At 38.3% G+C, this 19854-nt stretch carries 15 protein-coding genes and 1 pseudogene; all 16 read left to right on the top strand.

Annotation, left to right across the window (positions count from 1 at the left end; translation table 11 throughout):
- Positions 1-2475 (top strand): SLBB domain-containing protein (locus J4E76_RS20670; RefSeq protein WP_208506706.1); only part of this gene is annotated, 2475 nt, incomplete at its 5' end.
- 25 nt (positions 2476-2500) lie between these two features.
- A complete protein-coding gene (locus J4E76_RS20665) occupies positions 2501-3616 on the top strand; it encodes a Wzz/FepE/Etk N-terminal domain-containing protein (RefSeq protein ID WP_208506705.1) in 1116 nt (371 codons plus the stop codon).
- Positions 3617-3670: 54 nt separating this feature from the next.
- On the top strand, positions 3671-4681 hold the full coding sequence (locus tag J4E76_RS20660; protein ID WP_208506704.1) for an N-acetylneuraminate synthase family protein: 1011 nt from the start codon (positions 3671-3673) through the stop codon (positions 4679-4681).
- A 10-nt stretch (positions 4682-4691) separates the two neighbouring features.
- Complete coding sequence (gene neuC / locus J4E76_RS20655; RefSeq protein ID WP_208506703.1) at positions 4692-5849, top strand: UDP-N-acetylglucosamine 2-epimerase; 1158 nt, start codon at positions 4692-4694, stop codon at positions 5847-5849.
- A gap of 89 nt (positions 5850-5938) precedes the next feature.
- A complete protein-coding gene (locus J4E76_RS20650) occupies positions 5939-7639 on the top strand; it encodes an asparagine synthase-related protein (RefSeq protein WP_208506702.1) in 1701 nt (566 codons plus the stop codon).
- Positions 7632-8342, top strand: coding sequence for a cytidylyltransferase domain-containing protein (locus tag J4E76_RS20645; RefSeq protein ID WP_208506701.1), 711 nt, complete (start codon positions 7632-7634; stop codon positions 8340-8342). Before J4E76_RS20650 ends, J4E76_RS20645 begins: the two co-directional genes overlap by 8 nt.
- 15 nt (positions 8343-8357) lie before the next feature.
- Positions 8358-9299, top strand: coding sequence for an NAD(P)-dependent oxidoreductase (locus J4E76_RS20640; RefSeq protein WP_255552130.1), 942 nt, complete (start codon positions 8358-8360; stop codon positions 9297-9299).
- A 32-nt stretch (positions 9300-9331) separates the two neighbouring features.
- A complete protein-coding gene (locus J4E76_RS20635; RefSeq protein ID WP_208506699.1) occupies positions 9332-10564 on the top strand; it encodes an oligosaccharide flippase family protein in 1233 nt (410 codons plus the stop codon).
- Positions 10551-11876, top strand: a complete 1326-nt coding sequence (locus tag J4E76_RS20630; RefSeq protein ID WP_208506698.1) for a hypothetical protein — start codon at positions 10551-10553, stop codon at positions 11874-11876. The genes J4E76_RS20635 and J4E76_RS20630 overlap by 14 nt, the downstream gene beginning before the upstream one ends.
- Positions 11866-13086 (top strand): hypothetical protein, encoded by a 1221-nt coding sequence (locus J4E76_RS20625; protein ID WP_208506697.1) that lies wholly within the window; start codon positions 11866-11868, stop codon positions 13084-13086. Before J4E76_RS20630 ends, J4E76_RS20625 begins: the two co-directional genes overlap by 11 nt.
- Entirely contained in the window at positions 13083-14318 is a 1236-nt protein-coding gene (locus J4E76_RS20620; RefSeq protein WP_208506696.1) for a polysaccharide pyruvyl transferase family protein, read from the top strand. Before J4E76_RS20625 ends, J4E76_RS20620 begins: the two co-directional genes overlap by 4 nt.
- The gene (locus tag J4E76_RS20615) at positions 14315-15448 is read left to right on the top strand and encodes a glycosyltransferase family 4 protein (protein WP_208506695.1); all 1134 of its coding nucleotides are present in this window, start codon (positions 14315-14317) and stop codon (positions 15446-15448) included. The genes J4E76_RS20620 and J4E76_RS20615 overlap by 4 nt, the downstream gene beginning before the upstream one ends.
- 358 nt (positions 15449-15806) lie before the next feature.
- Positions 15807-15974, top strand: a pseudogene (locus J4E76_RS21250) (DapH/DapD/GlmU-related protein); the annotation flags it as partial.
- 290 nt (positions 15975-16264) lie between these two features.
- A complete protein-coding gene (locus tag J4E76_RS20605; RefSeq protein WP_208506694.1) occupies positions 16265-17542 on the top strand; it encodes a nucleotide sugar dehydrogenase in 1278 nt (425 codons plus the stop codon).
- The gene (locus J4E76_RS20600; protein WP_236017567.1) at positions 17542-18597 is read left to right on the top strand and encodes an NAD-dependent epimerase; all 1056 of its coding nucleotides are present in this window, start codon (positions 17542-17544) and stop codon (positions 18595-18597) included. Before J4E76_RS20605 ends, J4E76_RS20600 begins: the two co-directional genes overlap by 1 nt.
- Positions 18598-18638: 41 nt before the next feature.
- Positions 18639-19772, top strand: a complete 1134-nt coding sequence (locus tag J4E76_RS20595; RefSeq protein WP_208506693.1) for a DegT/DnrJ/EryC1/StrS aminotransferase family protein — start codon at positions 18639-18641, stop codon at positions 19770-19772.
- Positions 19773-19854 lie beyond the last annotated feature (82 nt).

The following is a 19854-nucleotide window of genomic DNA, read 5'->3' as shown; positions in this document are numbered from 1 at the left end:
TATATTCGTCAGGCCGAAGAGCGAGGTTTGACCCAATCACAACTGGAGGACTTAGCGAGACAGCAGGGAGTTTCGGAAAGTGAAATCTCAAAACTCAGAAGGAGAATCTCTTCATTGAGAAATGGGATGGTAAACTCGAGAATTGATCCAAAGGGGGAAAGAGGAGTTAACCTGTCTCAAGTGATTCCAGGAGAAGAGGGTTTTGACTTTTTTTCTAGAGATAATTCATCAAGACTTTCCGAAGAGGGGAATAAAATTTTTGGTTTGGGATTGTTTAAAAGTGAAAGACTTACGTTCACTCCTAATTTGAATATACCTACCCCTTCAAATTACATTCTCGCGCCAGGAGATGAGTTGATTGTAGACTTGTGGGGAGATGTACAGCAGTATTCCACATACAGAATAAGCCCTGAGGGTACAATAAGATTAGATGACTTAAGTCCGGTGAACGTAAATGGGCTCACTATAGATCAAGCAAAAAAGAAAATAGTTAATCGATTGAGTCAAATTTACTCAGCTCTGGTTCCACAGAATGGAGAAAAACAGAGCATTTTTCACCAAATCAGTTTGGGTAATATCCGAACAATCAATATCACTATTGTTGGCGAGGTTGATCTACCAGGAAATTACTCATTGAATTCTTTATCCACCGTATTTACAGCTTTGTATTCTTCTGGCGGCACGACAGAAGAAGGCGGTCTACGAAATATTAAACTAATGAGAAATAATGTTTTGAAGACACAGATTGATGTTTATGACTTCTTATTGAAAGGAATAAGACCCAATGATGAATTGCTAAATGATGGGGATGTAATTGTGGTAGATTTATACGGATCGAGGGTTGAGGTTGAAGGAGAAATAAAGAGACCCGGTATCTATGAAATGAAAGAAGAGGAGACATTGGGCGATTTAATGGAGTTCGTAGGTGGTTTTACCAGTAATGCCTATAAACCTTTTATAAAGCTAATGCGCAATGATGAGAATGGAAAGAGCGTAATTAATGTGGATAACTCTCAGTTCTTAACTTTCAAACTTAAGGATGGAGATAGAATTGAGGTGCGGTCTGGTGACAATTTGTTTTCTAATAGAGTACAAATAGAGGGTGCTGTTCATTTGGCAGATGCTTATGAACTCACACAAGGGTTGACTGTGCTTGAATTAATCAAAAAATCTGGAGGGTTGAAAGGTGACGCTTTCTTAAACCGAGCTTCTGTACACCGTATGAATCCAGACTTTTCTCAGTCTGTTTTAACATTTGACCTCAAGGCTCTTTTAAATAAAGAAATTCCTGACATCGACTTGCAAAATGAAGACATTGTATCAATAAACTCGATTCATGATTTGAAAGAGCAGTTTTTCGTTGATGTAATTGGTGAAGTTGCTTACCCAGGTACCTATCCATTCCTTAAGGATATGACAGTTGAAGACCTAATTCTATTGTCAGGTGGATTAACTGAAGGAGCATCCAGTTCTTTGGCAGAGATTGTTAGGAGAAATAAGAGAACAGGCATAAGTAGTCTATCAGAAGTTATTAACGTAAGCCTAAATAAAGGTCTTGGTGTTTCCGAAGTCGATGATCAGGCGAAATTAAAGCCTTTTGATCATGTTTATATTCGTACTAACCCTTCTTACCATGTTCAACAAGAACTGAAGCTTGAGGGAGAGGTGGTTAACCCAGGGGTTTATGGTATTAGTCGCAAAGATGAGCGTATCTCGGACATAATTAAGAGGGCAAATGGTTTGACACCATACGCCTATCCTGAAGGTGCCATACTCATTAGGAAGAATGAGTTTAGTAGTGATGAGGTTGACAAGGGTTTGGATACAAGAAAACTCTCAGAACTTTTGGAAAAACTTACTACTGATTCAACTCTTGCCTTAAATAAAGCCAGAGTTGACTTGATAGCACGTGTTGAAAGTAAAATTGCCCATGAGAACAAACGAAAAGGGGAAGATTCTATCGGTGTGGCAAATAAGCTCCAAAAGGAACTGACCGAAAGCCTTTCGGACAGAGATTCTTTAAGTCGCGTGGTTAAGGTAGGTGAGCAAGAGGCTACTGTTTTGGACTTGGTAGAAATTTTAAAGAACCCTGGTTCTAGATATGACTATATTCTGAGGGCTGGTGATGTGATTTCTGTTCCTACTAAGCTGGAAACTGTCAGAATAGCTGGAGAGGTTATTTCTCCTCTTAACTTGAGGTATGATGATCAGTTTTCGTTTAAGGATTATATCAACGATGCTGGTGGATTTACCGTCAAGGCAAAAAAGGGAAGAAGCTATGTCCAATACCCCAATGGACGAAGAAGACAGACGCGCAGATTTCTTTTCTTTAAGTTTTATCCAAAAGTAGAGCCAGGATCGACCATTTTTGTAAGTAGAAAGCCTGATAGGGTAGGTATAAACATGCAGTCGATCGTTGCAGCAGCTGGTTCTGTAGCAACATTGGCCCTAGTTATAGACAGACTTAGTAATTGATACTTTGAAGGGTTAATACTTTATTATGGATAAGAGCAAAGAAATAGATCTACTTGATATTTTGAAGGTAGTGTTGGATAAGAGAGTCTTTGTAATTAAGGTTCTGATTGTTTTTTCTTGTGTTGGTCTTTTTGTGGCCTTAACAAGTCCAAAAGAATTTCAAGCATCGACCATTCTATTACCTCAATCTAACAAAGACGGGGGTTTAGGAGGTAACTTAGGAGGGATTGCCTCTTTGGCGGGAATTAATTTGGGGAGCTCTAGTGGTGAAAGCCTTCCTATTTCTGCTTATCCACTTATAATTAAAAGTAGACCATTTCGATATAAGATGCTTGAAGCTCAATTACCATTTGAGGGTTTAGATTCTACTGTATCTTTTAAGAAATATTATTTGGAGTTACAGAAGCCTGGAGTCTTGGATAATGTGAAAAAGTATACTTTGGGATTACCTGGGTTGATTTTGAATGCCATCAAAGGTGATAAAAAGGAAAAATTAGGGCTAAGTCACAAAGAGGGGAGACATGTAGAATTGGCCACTGATTCTTTCTGGAAAGATCAACTGATTCGATTGACTCCAGATGAAAAAGAGTTGATGGATAAAATGACTAAACAATTGATAATTGTGGTAAACGAGGAGGATGGTTTTGTTAGTCTTTTAGGTACCATGCCAAGTCCGGAGGCTGCTGCTGAATTAACTAGACATGCTCAGAAACTACTGCAACAGGCTGTTACTGATTTTAAGATTAGCAAGGCTAAGGACCAACTTGATTTTATTAAGCAACGCTACACTGAGAAATCGGCTGAGTTCAATGTTATACAAGAAGAGTTGGCCCAATTCAGAGATGGAAACATGAATTTTGCTTCTGCAGTAGCAAAAACAAAGATTGATAGGCTTCAATCTCAGCATGATCTTATCTTCGGTGTATACTCGGAACTTGCTCAACAAGTGGAAACAGCAGAGATAAAAGTTAAAGAGAATACGCCTGTGTTTTCAGTTCTTGAGCCTGTAAGTGTACCTCTCCAAAAGCATAAACCGAAGAGACTTTACATTTTGGTAGTATGGTCATTTTTTGGAGCCATGGCTGGTATATTCTGGGTGTTCCTAAAGAGTTTCATCCAAACTCTTAAAGAGAAATGGTAGCTATACCTACAATCTCAGGTTACTCAACTTCTCAATTAGACGTCCTCAATTAACATGTCAGATTTTTTATTGATAGCAGAAATAGGCCAAGCACACGATGGTAGTCTGGGTATTCTTCATTCTTATATTGACGCTGTGGCCAACGTTGGTGTCAAAGCCATTAAATTTCAGACACATATAGCTGAGGCCGAAAGTTCGATCCATGAGCCCTTTCGAGTTAAGTTCTCTTATGAGGACCGGACGAGGTATGACTATTGGAAAAGGATGGAGTTTACTACTGAACAATGGGTTGAAATAGGTCGCCATTGCCTGGACTGTGGTCTTGAATTTATTTCATCACCGTTTAGCCTAAAAGCCGTGGATGTGTTGGAGATGGCAGGGGTTCAAAAATATAAGTTAGGGTCGGGTGAAGTTTCTAATCTATTGTTGCTAGAAAGAATATGTGAGACGGGGAAGCCGATAATAATCTCATCTGGATTGAGTAATTTAAAAGAGTTGGATGAAGCTGTAAAGCTAATAGAGAATTATGGTAACGAACTGGCCATTTTACAATGTACTACAGCTTACCCTACCAAACCCGAGCAGTGGGCACTCAATCAAATTCATGTATTAAAAGAAAGGTATGGACACCCAATTGGCTTCTCAGATCATTCTGGGGATGTTTTTGCCTGTATTTCAGCCGCCAATTGGGGCGCTGAAATCTTTGAATTTCATATCACCTTTGATAAGCATATGTTTGGTCCTGATGCGAAAGCATCTTTGACAGTTGATCAGACAGCTCAATTAGTGCGTGGGTTAAAGGAAGTTGAGATTGCCTTAAACCACCCTTTAGAAGAGAAAGGCTCATCTGATGGTATTCAAGAGTTAAAAAATATTTTCGAAAAATCCCTTTCTGTAAATGTAAGTTTAAAAGAGGGTGATCTTATTCGCAGGGAATACTTAGAAACTAAAAAGCCAGCAGGCATGGGAATACCGGCTAGGGCTTACAAAAATGTGATAGGGAAAAAAGTCAATAGAAATTTGGCTCAGTGGGATTTCCTGAAGTGGGATTTTTTAATAGATTAAACTAATAGAGGTGAAAAAAAGGAATATCTGTGTTGTTGTAACGGCAAGACCATCCTATAGTAGGATTAGGTCAGTTTTGCTTGAAATAGAAAGACATGCCGACCTTGAGCTACAGTTAGTCGTTTCGGGTACGGCAATTCTAGACAAGTATGGGAAAACCGATGATTTCATCGAAAAGGATGGTTTCACAATTACCGAAAGGGTTTACAATGTTTTGGAAGGCGGAAATCCCACTGCGATGGCTAAAACTACTGGAATGGCAATTCTTGAGCTATCAACTGTCTTTCTGAATCTAAAACCAGATGCAGTAATTACCATTGCCGATCGTTATGAAACCATCGCTACATCAATTGCCAGTAGTTATTTGAATATTCCACTGGTACATATTCAGGGCGGGGAGGTAACGGGCAACATAGATGAGAAGGTCAGACATGCCAACACAAAATTGGCTGATATCCATTTTGCAGCTTCGAGTCAAGCAATGGAGCGTATATTGAAGATGGGAGAAGATGCTGAATATGTATTTAACACCGGCTGCCCATCTATAGATATTGCTATGGAATTGACTAAGAGTAGTTACCTGAACTTTGATCCGTTCATGAAATATTCAGGAGTGGGTAAGACCTTCGACTATGAAAACGGTTATATCGTTGTAATGCAACATCCTGAGACTACCGAATACAGGAATTCCAGAGAGCAAATTGAAGAAACTCTTCATGCAGTAAAAGAAATTCATAAACCCACTTTTTGGTTTTGGCCCAATTCAGATGCAGGAACTGATGGTACCTCAAAAGGAATCAGATCTTTTAGAGAAGCCCATCGGTCAATGAAAGTTCATTTTTTTAAAAATATGGGCTCGGTTGACTTTCTTAACCTTATTAAGAACGCTAAGTGTATGGTTGGAAATTCAAGTGCAGGGATCAGAGAATCAGCTTTTCTTGGCGTACCGGTTGTGAACATCGGAAAAAGGCAAGAATCTCGAGATCGTGCTGAAAACGTTATGGACGTATGGTATGATAGGACTGAGATTGCGAAAGCTATTAATGAACAGATAAGTCACGGGCCATATAACCCTAGCAATCTTTACGGAGATGGGCAATCGGGCAGAAGAATTGCTGAGATTTTGGCAACAGTTGAATTAAGGTCACACAAGACACTAACATACTAGTAGTGCTAGGTATTTACTGTAGTAGCAAGTTGGGTTTGAGCCTTGATTTTTTAAGGGAAAACTCGTCAAATGGTTTTGACTTTTTTTCCTTGAGGTCAAGTGAATTTACCGTTGGTGTTGTTTTCCCACATGACAAACAGTCCTATGCTCATTCCGAGTTAGAAGAGGATTGGCTTTTGATGGATGGTTTTGCTTTTGATGTTCATAGAAAAAGATTAACAGCTAGAGAGTTATTGATTTTGGTAAGAGAAAACGGAGTTAAATACTTACATCAATTAAATGGAGAATTTTTTGTTTCATTGAGAATAAAGGGTAGACTCTTTTTCATAAATGACTTTATGGGGCAGCGGCAACACTGTGTTCTTAATGATGAGGATGATTTTGCTATTGCTCCCTCACCAGGCCTAGTATTAGAATTAGCTAAAAGAGAAAAGAAAATTAATCATAACGCTCTTTTCGTTTTTTTGATTACACGAAAATTTCGATATAAAAGAGAGACAATATGGGAGGGGTGCTTGGCCATTGAACCAAGCACGGAAATGGAAGTAAGCTCTGAGAAAGTTATACTTTCAAGATATTGGCGATATGAACATGCGAGTTCAAAATCAAGATTAAATATTGGTTCATTAGTAGATTTATACAAGGAATCTGTCAACAGCAGGATCTTAGAGAGTAATATATCGCTGACGTTAACAGGCGGCCTTGACAGTAGATCTATGATTGGCGCTGTATCTCCTAATAAACTCCCTATGCTCAAAGGGGTTACAATGGGTATTCATGGTTGTGATGAAATTCGTTTTGCTTCAGAGGTGGCCGGTAAACTTGGACTTAGCTACCATCCGTTTCATTTATCGCCTGAACAAGCTTTTGAGACCGAATCCCTGGAGTATTTAAGACACGAAGATATTGATTTACTGATACAAGGTCTTTGGTCTCCTTTTACAAAGGCATTGAAAGACTCTTCTTACCTGCTCCATGGTCTTGACCTAGATGTAACTCTTGGCGGAATATATTTGAATGAGGACTTGATGAAGGTTAATTCTCAAGGGGAGTTCAAGAATTTTCTAATGGTAGAGAATCTACGGTTGCCTCAAGCAAGATTAGAAAACTTGATCAAAGATGACTCTGCTTTCGAGCTTGATATAGAAACTTACTTTAATGAGCTAATTGATGGAACTGTAGAAGGGGATTACGCGGAGTCTTATGATAAGATGATCATGAGTCAGAGTATGAATAGAGTAATTCTACAACGTTACAGAGGCATTAGACAACAGCAGGAAACTCTTTCCCCAATGTATGACAGACATCTCATGGAATATATTCTCTCTTTAGACTTGAGAGATAGAGCGAGCTATAAAGTATTTTTTCCTTTCATTAATAAGCTTTGCCCGGACTTGTGTGAAGTGCCTTATCAAAGAACGGGTCTGCCACCTAAAATTCCTTTTCAATTCTGGAAAGATGCTCAAAGATTGGATGGGCAAAGGGAAGAACTATATAGGCAAATTGCGCTCAAGTCAAAAGGAAGAAACTACTTAGAATACAAAAAATACTATACCAATGTGGATGAGTGGATGAGATTCAACAAGAAATGGATGGCAGCCACATCAGACCTCCTACAATCTGATAAGTCCATTATTAGAGAGACATTGATAAATCCTAAAGAAGTTGACAGACTTATAAATGAGCATCAGCGGCATGAACGATCTAATCTTGGTATACTACACACTCTTATGAGTGCAGAGATTTTTTTGAGAATAAGCGAAAGCCAGGAGTTGATAAACCATGAATGATATATTATGTATAATACCAGCAAGAGGTGGTTCTAAGGGCATCAAGGAAAAGAATCTAGCCAATGTTCATGGAAAGCCGCTTATCGGCTACTCTATAGAATCGGCTATGGAATTGAAGAATGCTGGTCTTGTCAAGCGGGTGATTGTTTCAACCGATTCAAAGAAAATAGGCAAAGTCAGTGAAGAGCTTGGTGCTGAAGTTCCTTTCATGCGTCCAAAGAGCTTGGCAACAGACACTTCTAAATCTGTTGACGCTATTTTACACGCAATAGAATTCTACAAAGAAAAAGAGGAGTATTTCAAAGCCATATTGCTTCTTCAGCCCACATCTCCACTGAGGTCATTTGAAGTAATGCAATCAGCCATAACACGCTTTCGCATTGGAGGAAGTGAGTCCCTAATTAGCTGTTATAGGGAAGAATACATTAATGATCTTGTGATGTATCGCATTGGTGATGATAAGAGAAAATTGCTATTACCTCTAAACTCTAGCCACAACAAAGGGGTGAGGCGTCAGGATCATGGTAGCATATTAATAAGAAACGGATCTCTTTATATTACTTCGGTAGAATACTTAGAAAGAGAAAGGTTAGTTATATCTGACTATCCTGCTTTTGTTGAAATGCCTAAAAATGAGTCTGTTAATATTGATACATTGGAAGATTTAAAACTATTGAAGTCGATAATTGCTTCAAGAGGTTGATTTTTTGATTCACACATGCTAGAAATTGGAATATTAGAGGCAAGCGGGTTTTCTCAATTGGCCATTTCCCAACTGGAAGAGGTAGGTCTGGTTAGCTTCTACAAACCTGGAAGTATGACTGTCGAGCAATTTATATCTAACAAACAGATCTTGTTTGTTAGATTAAAGTACATGCTTAACCAAGAATTACTTTCACAGGCAAAAAGACTTGAGTTTATCTGTTCTCCTACTACAGGTTTGAATCATATTGATTTACCTTTTGCCAAGCAAAGAGGAATTGAAATAATTTGTCTGAAGGATGAGGTTAAATTTCTCAAAGACATTCGAGCAACTTCAGAGCATACACTTGGGCTTATACTTTCTTTGTTGAGAAACTATCAAAGAGCATTCTCAAATCACCTTAGTCTTGAGAGCCGTGATGACTTAAAAGGATTCGAAGTATATGACAATCGAATTGGAATTATTGGGTATGGCCGCATCGGGCAACTTTTATCTAGTTACCTGAAGCCATTAGGGGCTCAATGCTATTTCTATGATGTACAGGAAAAAGAAGAAAAACATGGTGCGATAAGATTATCAAGTCCTGAACAACTAATTGACCAATGCAATGTCATCGTACTTTGTGCTTCTTATGAAGTTGACAAAGAGATATTGATTTCTAAAGAATTGATAGATGCAATGGAAGGTAAGTACTTTATAAATACTTCCAGGGGGGAACTTGTAGAAGAAGATTATTTAATCCAAAAAATTAAGAGGGGGCATTTTGCAGGAATAGCTTTGGATGTTATTCAGAATGAAACCAATCTTGAAAACGCAGATAAGTTTAAAGGGATTGATGAGAAACAAAACTTTATTTATACACCACATATTGGGGGAGCTTCTTTCACATCGATGGAAAGAACAGAAGTTTTTATCACTGAACGTTTCTTGCGTATGATTCAGACTTTAAACCAATAGATGAATTCTAATAGCAAAGCACCGGATCACAAATGAGTCTTCTGAAAAAAGGTCTAGGAGTGTTCAGTAGCAACTGGATATACAATATTTTACACTTCGTTACAGGTGTATATGTGGTAAGAAAATTTGGTGCAGATGGTAAAGGGTTTATTGCACTGTTTGTAGCTGGAGCCGGTTTTTTAGCATCAATTCTTGCCCTGGGACAAACGAATTCTTCTGTTTACTTTATAAAAAAGGGTGACCTTAGTATATCCCAGGCTATTAAACGTATTCTGACACTTTGCATAGCGGCTATGGCGTTGATAGCCTTGTTATTTTTGATCCTTCGTGAGCAAGTATGGGGGCTTTTATTTGAAGGAGTAAATTTCAACTGGGGCTCAATTCTAATGGTTATGAGTTATTTCCCAATATTGCTCATACTCCTTTTGTTAAAAGCATACTATCTGGGTATTCATGATTTAAAAAATCACAGATCAATACTGATCGCAACTTCCCTAGGCTCGTTGATATTGACAATACTATTGTCCGAATTTATTTTTGAGTCAATTTATGCTCCCCTTATTTCCTTGTTGATCACAGATTTTGCCGTATCCTGCTTCTACGTACTGAAACTGGTAGACTTAAAGAATCAAAATGGCCCTCCTAAGGTAAGATGGAAGCCGTTCTTTTTTTTTGGTTTGAAGAGCCATATTGCTACAGTAGGGAACGCATTATTTTCGAGGATAGATTATTTCGTTATAGCTACATATATCGATTTGGAAACTCTTGGATACTATTCTGTGGCAAAGTTTTTCTACCAGGCGCTTATGAGCCTACCATTATCTATTAACGGGCTGCTTCTAGGTACTTTTAGTGAGAAAGGAACGAAGCAGTCCAGATCTTTAAACAACAAGGTGTTTAAATACATGTTGTTGATAATGGGTGTGGTTGTAGTTGTGGGCATATTTGTAGGTCCTTATTTAATACCGTTAATATATGGGGCGGAGTTCGCGGCATCTATAGAAGCTTATACGCTCTTACTTTTGGCCGCATTTTTCATCGGTTCTTCCTCGACATTTCAGGTTTTCTTCACGGGTATCGGCCGACCTGAAGTGACTGGAAAAATCGGTTTGTCGGGAGGCCTTATTAAATTGGCTTTTACAATTTTATTGGTAGTGAACTATTCCATATTTGGTATTGCCCTTGCTACTTTGATAAGTGCTGTAGCAATTTTTTTGTTAAGACTCTATTACTTTCAATTCAAACTATTGCATGAAGGAAAATAAGGAAATCACGATTGTAATAGATTTTCGTATCTACTATTATTTATTCGAGCTGGTGATCGGACAATTTGTAAAAAGAGGAGTTAAGGTTCATTTGGCTTGCAATGCTGAAATCAGACAATTTATTACCGAGCAATCGAAAGACCTCAAGGGAATTGAATTTGTAGACTTACCGGCAATAAAGAAGAGTTACAGAATTCATCAGGCTTTACATCGTACACTTGGGATATTATTTACCAGACGTGACTATTCATTTCAATATGCAAAGCGCATTAATCAGGTTACTGTCAAAGCCCATGGAAAAAAGAAGTTTCTCTATGCCATTTCTAAGTTCAGCCCAAAAGTGGCGAACAAAAGAATTAACTCCCTACTTCATTTCTGTACTGGTCTTATCTCCAGCAATCCTTTCCGAACGAAGACTGTCATGGTAGGAAGCTTGAACGCCAGCCCTGAGTTAATTTGTGCTAAAGACATGAGGGTGGTCACTTTGATGGAAAGCTGGGACCATCCTGTAAAAGTACCCAATGGGTATAAAAGTGATAAGGTCATCGTCTGGAACAATGAGCTTAAAGAAGACTGGATTCAGAATCAATACGATGAAAATGTTGAAGCCGTATATCCCTTGAAGCTCAGGTATGCGATTGAAACCATTAAAAAACAAAATGTCTGGGCTAAAAGAAATGATGAACGAGATAAGCCACTTTGTGTATATGCGGTTGCTAGTACACGAGTTTTCAGTGTTCCTCAGATAGTTGAAATTGAAAGAAGACTCATAGCCGACTTGTGTAAGGCCACGGAAAAGGCAGGTTGGGATTTACTTATCAAACCGAGGCCTCATGGAGATATTAGAGAATTTGATGAATTTCTTAAGAGATATTCCCATGTATCACAAGGCCACATGACAGACGCGGCCCAGGATCCGGCTGATTACTATTTGAACGATGACTACAATGCTAAGAGATTTAGTCAGGTATTGCCTGCAAAACTGGTTATAAACTGTTTTACAACTTTTGGACTGGATGCGGCTGTAGCTGGAATTCCTGTTCTACAATTGGATTTAAGGGAGACGGATGGTTATCAAGACTCTCAGCTTTTTTACTCTAATCATCATATAAATAAGTATTTGATCTCTGGACGAAGCACACTTCAAGTACCGCCAGGCTCAAATGTTGTTGAGTACATAGCCAGATACCTCAACAATTCTCAAGGGTTGGAAAATTTGTATACTCAGTCGATTTGCGACTGGCTTATACCGGCTCAATCGCTGGATGAAAGCCTTGACACTATTGTGAACATTGCAATGGATGAAAACTAGCATTAGGTTGAATCCCCATTTATTGGTTTTAAATGGACTCACGGCATTAATTATATTTAATGTACCCTTGAGTCGATTTTTCCCTAATCTCTACTATCTAGCTGTCGGGCTTATCGGTTCATACTTGGCAATAACCTCTTTCTTTTATGGCAAAACTCGGATAAATAACGTATCACTGTTCTTTATACTGTATACTACCTTTGTTGTTGCACTTTTTACAATACAAGTGTTTACAGGAAGCAGCCCTGGTTTGAGCCTCGGGATAAAATCTATGGTGTCTCTGCTTTGGATTCCTACATTCTACATCTTCTTCAGTTCATTTTTGAAAGAGGTTGATCTAGAAAAGTTCATGAGATGGCAAATCTGGATGGCCTGGTTTGTTGGTATTCTGGGTTATGTCCAGTTTTTTGGTAGCACGGATTTGTACGGTTGGCTTCCAGAGTCAAAGAAGTGGATTGCTGTTGTTGAGAACGGAAGCATTGGTTTAAGGACATACTCCGTCCTTAATAGTGGTCAGGTTTTTGGCCTTTTTAGCATTATTTATGCTGTAATAACAATAGAAAACAGAAATACATTTAGGTCTAAAGTCATTCCCTTCCTTGTCGTATTGACTCTGTTCGGAGCATCACTGCTTTCTGGTAACAAAAGCTCTACCGTACTTTTTATGCTCTACGTATTGTTCAAACTTTTATCAAACAAGACCATCGCTGGTAGACTTGCTCTTTTTGGTTCGGGTTTATTCCTTGTTATTCTCGTTCTTTTTCCTCCTAACTTAAGTAATCAAGAACTGACAGGAATTCCCTCTATTGATCGTTCTCTAGGGTGGATTTCGAATTTCAATTCTCTAGGAAAGGACAAAAGTAATCAGGACCGTTTGAATGTCTATACAGAAAACTTAGCGCGGCTAAAGTTGTTTACGGGAAATGGTGTAGGATGTACCGCACCTAATCAAGAAGGGATAAGGCTGATAACTTCTGAAAGCTACTATTTAAAAATCCTGATGGAAGGTGGAATAGTGTCTTTTCTTTTGTTTTTAGTTTTCATTGTGGGTACACTAAAGCATTTAATCCGACAAAAGAGAAAGAAGGCTTTGGCTATCTTTTCTCTTGTACTAACATCTATGGTGTTTGTACAGGCCTTTTCAAGTCCCGCCTTTTTTGGTGTTTGGGGCTACATTATTTTTGAACTGAATCGAGATAACACTGTATGAAAGTAGCACTAATCCATTGCTATTCTGATTTTAACAAAGGAGACTTGGGTATCATTCTTGGTACGATCAATGCCCTAACTGAGGTCAAACCGGATCTTGAAATAAATGCAATTTCTACTTTTGAAATCAACGACCCTAAGTTTTCTACAGATCATCACTTGTTGAAGAGTCATGTAAAGACAGTTTACCCTTCAGTTCTAGGTAGAGTCTTTTCTAATAAGGGGAAAATCGGATTAGCTTGGAAGGTATTAAAAGACGTTCCAAAGATGATATCAATTTATTCGGGACTATTCAGGGTGGCACCAAAGCTGCTGTTGGGTAAATCCGGTGCTGAGTCATTCCGGATTATTGAAGAAGCGGATTTGGTAATTAGTAAAGGGGGCAGTTTTATATGCAATGAACGCGGCCTGATTAATCAAATGAGGTTTTTCCGGCTTATGTCGACATTCTGGTTGTGTTTCAAAGCAGGTAAAGAAGTGAGTATATTGGGGCAGTCTTTAGGACCTCTGTATGGTAATTACTGTCGTAAATTCACTAATAGACTATTGAATAAATGTAATCACGTAGTCATACGAGAAACAACTTGCCTTGAGGCTTATCCATATATTCAAAAAGGACAGAATTTTGTTATTGGAAACGATATGGCCTTCAGCCTTCAGCTTGGAAATATCGAAATGCCAAAGCCTTATGAAGGATATGTTGGCTTTACTATAAAGAGATTTTCTGATAAGGTTATAGACGATAACTATTCAGACACTTTAAAGAAGTCTATGGAGTATTTGGTCAAAGAGCTTGGTAAAAAGGTGGTCATTGTTCCTCATGTTACCATTGATGATGATTTTCAAAAAGGGAAAGAGGTTTATGATCTGTTAGACACTTCCACTAAAGAAAATGTGTTAGTGTTAAACAATGATTATGATGCCAATGAATTGCTGGATTTGTATGGACAGCTGAGCCTAATGGTTGGTACACGACTGCATTCGACTATTTTTGCGACAGTGGCCGGTACACCTGCAATTAATATTTCGTATCATGGGACCAAGTCGAGGGGTGTGTTTAGTGGATTAGAGATTAATGATTTGGTTTTAGAAGGTAATGATATAAACTACTTCAATTTGAAAACGAAGATTGATGAAATCTTGTCAGGAACACGGGATTTTGACCAGGTTCAGGAGCGTCTGATGACTATTAAAGCTGACAACCTCAAAATGGTCAAGACCATCTTGTCATGAAGCTAGTTGTCAACCTAATTCCACTGAAGGCTGGTGGAGGCCAGAGAGTGGGGCTTAACTTCATATTGAGTATGGTCGAGAATGACTTTTTTGGTCATAAAGTTCACTTTCTTGTGAACAATGGATCAGTACTAGAAAGTGAGCTCAAGAAACACGGTGTAATGAATTATTCTGTTGTACCTACAGGTTTGCTCAAACGATTGAGTTTTGAGCTTTTTTGGGGGAGAAGGCTGTTGAGACGTATTGAAACCGATGCTATTTACACTGTTTTTGGTTATAGTCTTTTTGGGAAAGAGTTTAAACAAATTTCTGGTGTTGCTTATTCAAATCTTTTTTTCCCAGAAATTAACTTTTGGGTTGAATACAAAGGACTTGCTCGGTTGAAAAAGAGCCTGGTTGATGTCTACCGTTCTTTTGTCTTGAAAAAAGCCACAGCGCTAATTTTTGAAAACCCAGCGATGGAGAAAAGAGCGCATAAATTATGGTCTTATCCGTCACAGCGAACAACCTATATTCCTCCTTCCATATATAAGACTAAAGTTAAGTCATTTCGGGCACTAAATATTTCAGAAGAGGCTTCTTGGAATGTATTAATGCTATGTGGTTGGCAGAGAAATAAAAACATTCACCTTGTTCCCAAAATAGCCGCGGAGGCGAAAGCCAGACAGCTTAATGTGCATTTTACCCTCACTGTAGCAATTGATGGTTCACCTGACAGTGAGATGTTTAAAGAAGAAATGGATAACTTAGGTGTTAGTTCGATGATCTCACTTATAGGTCAGGTGCCACCTGAAGAAGTTTCGGAGTTATATTTAAAGGCCAATTCGGTAATGCTGCTTAGCAAACTGGAGAGTTTTAGTAATAATATCATTGAGGCATGGACCTACGGTGTGCCTCTTTTCATTACCGATCATGATTGGGCTAGAGAGATTTGTAAGAAAGCCGCTTTCTATGTCGATCGAGATAGCCCAAATGACATAGTAAGTGGCCTACAACAAGTGATTCAAAATGAGGAATTGATCTGTAGTTATATAGCACTAGCCAATGAAATAGTAACATCTTACCCCTCTATTGAAGATAAAACGAAACTTGAATTAGAATTTATTAATCAAATTGTCTGTGACTCTTAAGCAACTCCTTAGAGATTTTGTGATCGCTTCATATGAAACGGTCAGTTTTGTAGTGTTTTCTCTGCCAAGACATAAACTTCTGTTTAATCCATTTAAGAAACTCTTTATAGTACTGCATGGGTCTAAAGTGGGGAGATTCGTTACTTTTTATCCAGGAGTAAAAATCAGTCCTGCTAAGAATATAGAGCTAGGAGATAATGTAGATCTTGCTTGGAGAGTTTTGATTACGACAAGAGGAGGAGTAAAGATTGGAGCACGTACTTTGATAGGCTATGGTACTCAAATTCTATCTTCAAAACACAAAATTCCAATAGATGGAGATAAGGTTTTCTATAGCGGGCATGAGGGCAAACCAATTGTTATTAAGAACGATGTGTGGATTGGTGCTAACTGCATTATTCTGGCCGGAGTAACTATTGGCCAAGGCGCCATCGTGGCTAGTGGCAGCGTAGTAACCAAAGATGTTCGAGCTTATACGGTAGTGGGAGGGGTACCGGCTAAACTTATTAGAAATAGAAAAGAATGACGCTGTACTTCAAGAGTTCGGATCCAATACTATAAAGTGCCAGTTAGTTTGACTAAATAGTTGAGGCAGTTATGAAAATCATTTGTCTTTCTAATTAGCCTTAATCTATCAATTAGTAATATTTTTAGAGTGAACTTTCTTGGGCCTGGTATTCCGTACTTTACCTTAAAATGATCAGTAGACTATAAATAAGAAATTGGGAATTTTATAGCAATTCAAAATGAAAGGCTTCTAAACACCACGAATAAAATTTATTAAATTTTTACTTTCGCTCAGCATAATTATTAAACATGAATCAAGATAAAATTGCAGTTATAGGCTTAGGCTATGTAGGACTGCCACTAGCTGTGGCTTTTGCAGAAAAATATAAGGTTGTCGGCTTTGACATCAATGAGTCAAGAATTAAGGAGCTGAATGATGGTCATGACAGTACTTTAGAGATTGAAGATGAGTTACTAAAATCTGTTTTAGGGGATAAAGATTCTGATAAGGGCTTATTTAATTCGAGTGAGCTTTCAGAAATTTCAGGATGTAATATATATATAGTAACTGTCCCCACTCCCATAGATGACGACCAAAACCCTGATTTAACCCCATTGATAAGAGCATCTGAGACTGTTGGTGGCGTATTGAATAAAGAGGATATTGTAATATATGAATCTACAGTTTACCCTGGAGCAACGGAGGAGGAATGTGTTCCCATTCTGGAGCAAAGGTGTGGCTTAAAATACAATGAAGGCTTTTACTGTGGTTATTCTCCAGAAAGGATTAATCCTGGCGATAAAGAACATACAGTTACTAAGATTTTAAAAGTCACCTCTGGTTCAACAGCTGAAATAGCTGAAAGGGTGGACCAACTTTATAAGACTGTTATTACTGCTGGAACATACAAAGCGGCTAGCATAAAAGTTGCCGAAGCTGCAAAAGTAATAGAGAATTCTCAGAGAGATATTAACATAGCGTTTGTCAATGAGCTGGCAATGATCTTTAACAAGATGGATATTGATACAGTGGATGTACTAGAAGCCGCAGGTACTAAATGGAACTTTCTTCCGTTCAGACCTGGTCTTGTTGGAGGACACTGTATAGGAGTGGACCCTTATTATTTGGCTCAGAAAGCACAAAAAGTAGGTTATTACCCTCAAATATTACTTGCTGGAAGGAGGTTAAATAATTCTATTGGCCCATATGTGGCTAGCCAAGTTGTTAAGTTACTGATGAAAAAGGGCAAAGTTGTTAACAACTCCAAAGTTTTGGTTCTGGGTATTACCTTTAAAGAGAATTGTCCTGATATTAGGAATTCCAGAGTAATAGATATCATTCAAGAATTGAGAGAATTCGATGTTGATGTTGATGTCTACGACCCTTGGGCTAATCCAACCGAAGTTACTCATGAATACGATGTTGACCTCATTTCGGAAGTAGACATGAGTGATTATGACGGTGTCGTGCTGGCAGTGGCCCACGATCAATTTAAATCAGGGTTGGTTGATGAAGCTAGGGAAGGGACGGTTATTTATGACGTCAAATCTGTTTTACCAAAAAATAAGATAACGGCAAGATTATAATGGCAAAGATATTAATTACGGGTACTGCTGGATTTATAGGCTTTCACTTAGCTAAGAAACTTTTGAACCGTGGAGATGAGGTTGTTGGCCTTGATAGTATCAATGATTATTATGATCTACGTGTCAAATATGGACGTTTATCGGAAACTGGAATTCTTAAGGACTCAATTGAATATAATAAACTAGTTCAAAGTGAATATTACCCAAAATACCGTTTTGTTAAACTTCAACTAGAAGATTCCGAAAACCTCAATAAGCTCTTCGAAGATGAAAAGTTTGACAAAGTTGTAAACCTTGCTGCACAGGCGGGAGTCAGGTATAGTCTAGAGAATCCTAGAGCCTATATTGATAGTAACATCATAGGGTTTGTAAACCTCTTAGAGGCTTGCCGACATAATGACATTAAACACCTGTCATATGCTAGCAGTTCGTCCGTATATGGATTGAATGAAACCATGCCTTTTTCAACACATCATAATGTAGACCACCCAATTAGTTTGTATGCCGCAAGTAAGAAAAGCAATGAATTGATGGCACATACCTATAGCCATTTGTTTGGACTACCCACCACGGGGTTGAGGTTCTTCACAGTATATGGCCCATGGGGGAGACCTGATATGGCCCTTTTCTTATTTACAGAGGGTATTTTAAAGAATGAGGCCATAAATATCTTTAACAATGGAGAAATGTCGAGAGATTTTACTTACATCGATGACATTGTTGAAGGAGTAACAAGGGTAAATGATAACCCTCCGGAAGGTAACCAATCTTGGACAGGAAGAGAACCAGACCCGGCCACATCGAAAGCGCCATATACAATTTATAATATAGGGAACAATGCCCCGGTCAAACTCATGGACTTCATTTCCACAATAGAAAGGTATTTGGGAAAAGAGGCTAAGAAGAATTTTATGCCCATGCAACCAGGTGATGTTTCTTCTACATACGCCAATGTTGAAGATTTAATTCAAAACTTGGATTACAAACCATCTACCTCTCTGGAATATGGTATTAAGAAGTTTACGGAATGGTACAGAGAGTTTTATAAAGTATAATCTAACAGTATTCGAAATCATATAGACTTCAAGGTAATAGAATGGAGAAAATACAAATGGTTGACCTGATAGGTCAATACGCCAAGATAAAGGAAGAAATTAGAATAGAATTTGATAGGGTACTAGACTCTGCAGCCTTTATAAATGGGCCTTTAGTTAGGGAATTTCAATCTAACCTAGAGGATTACCTGGGGGTGAAACACGTGATTCCCTGTGCTAATGGTACAGATGCCTTGCAGGTAATCATGATGGCTCATGATTTTCCAAAAGACGCAGAAATTCTTGTTCCATCCTATACCTATGTGGCCACAGTAGAAGTAATTGCTCTTCTGGGGTTGAAACCTGTGTTTGTAGAAGTATATCCTGATTCCTTTAATATTGATATTGAGGATCTCCAGACTAAAATCACTAAGAATAGCGTTGCCATTGTGCCTGTACATCTTTACGGACAATGTGCGGACATGGAGCGGTTAATAACTGTTGCCCAAAGTCATGACCTTTTGGTATTTGAGGATACTGCACAGGCTATTGGTGCAAATTACATATTTACAAATGGAGAGACAGCTAGGGCGGGCACGATTGGTGATGCTGGGGCTACTTCCTTTTTTCCAGCTAAAAACTTGGGCTGTTATGGAGATGGTGGTGCCATTTTTACTAATGATGACAAACTAGCTGCTAAGATTAGAATGATTGTAAATCATGGTCAGGGCAAAAGATATTATCATGATTCAATTGGAGTGAATTCAAGGTTAGACTCTCTTCAGGCCGCAGTACTCAAGGTTAAGTTGAAGTATTTGGATAGTTATAGTGAAGCTCGTAGAACTGTAGCGGATAGATATGATCTAGCTTTTTCCCAATCTGATAAAATTACAACCCCTTTTAGATCACACTTCTCAACCCATGTTTTCCATCAGTATACCATAAAGCTGGCTGATGATGTGGATAGGAATGAGTTGAGTACTTTTCTATCTGATAGAAACATTCCATCCATGATATATTATCCAGTGCCAAATCACTTGCAAAAGGCATATACTTATTTTGGATACCGAAATGGTGATTTCCCAGTTACAGAAGACTTGTGTTCACGAGTCATTTCATTTCCTATTCATACAGAAATGGATGTTGAGCAACAGAAAGTAATCATTGATGGTGTATTGGGTTATTTAACCAGTTAGCGATACTTCAGTTGCTGACAGTTTATAATTTCGCAATGTGGTGATGGTCTATGAATAATAGGTTTATTAATTTGTAGTTAAC

The organism is Roseivirga sp. E12 (assembly GCF_017592825.1).
Lineage (GTDB): Bacteria > Bacteroidota > Bacteroidia > Cytophagales > Cyclobacteriaceae > Roseivirga.
This window is presented reverse-complemented; position numbering and strand designations above follow the sequence as displayed.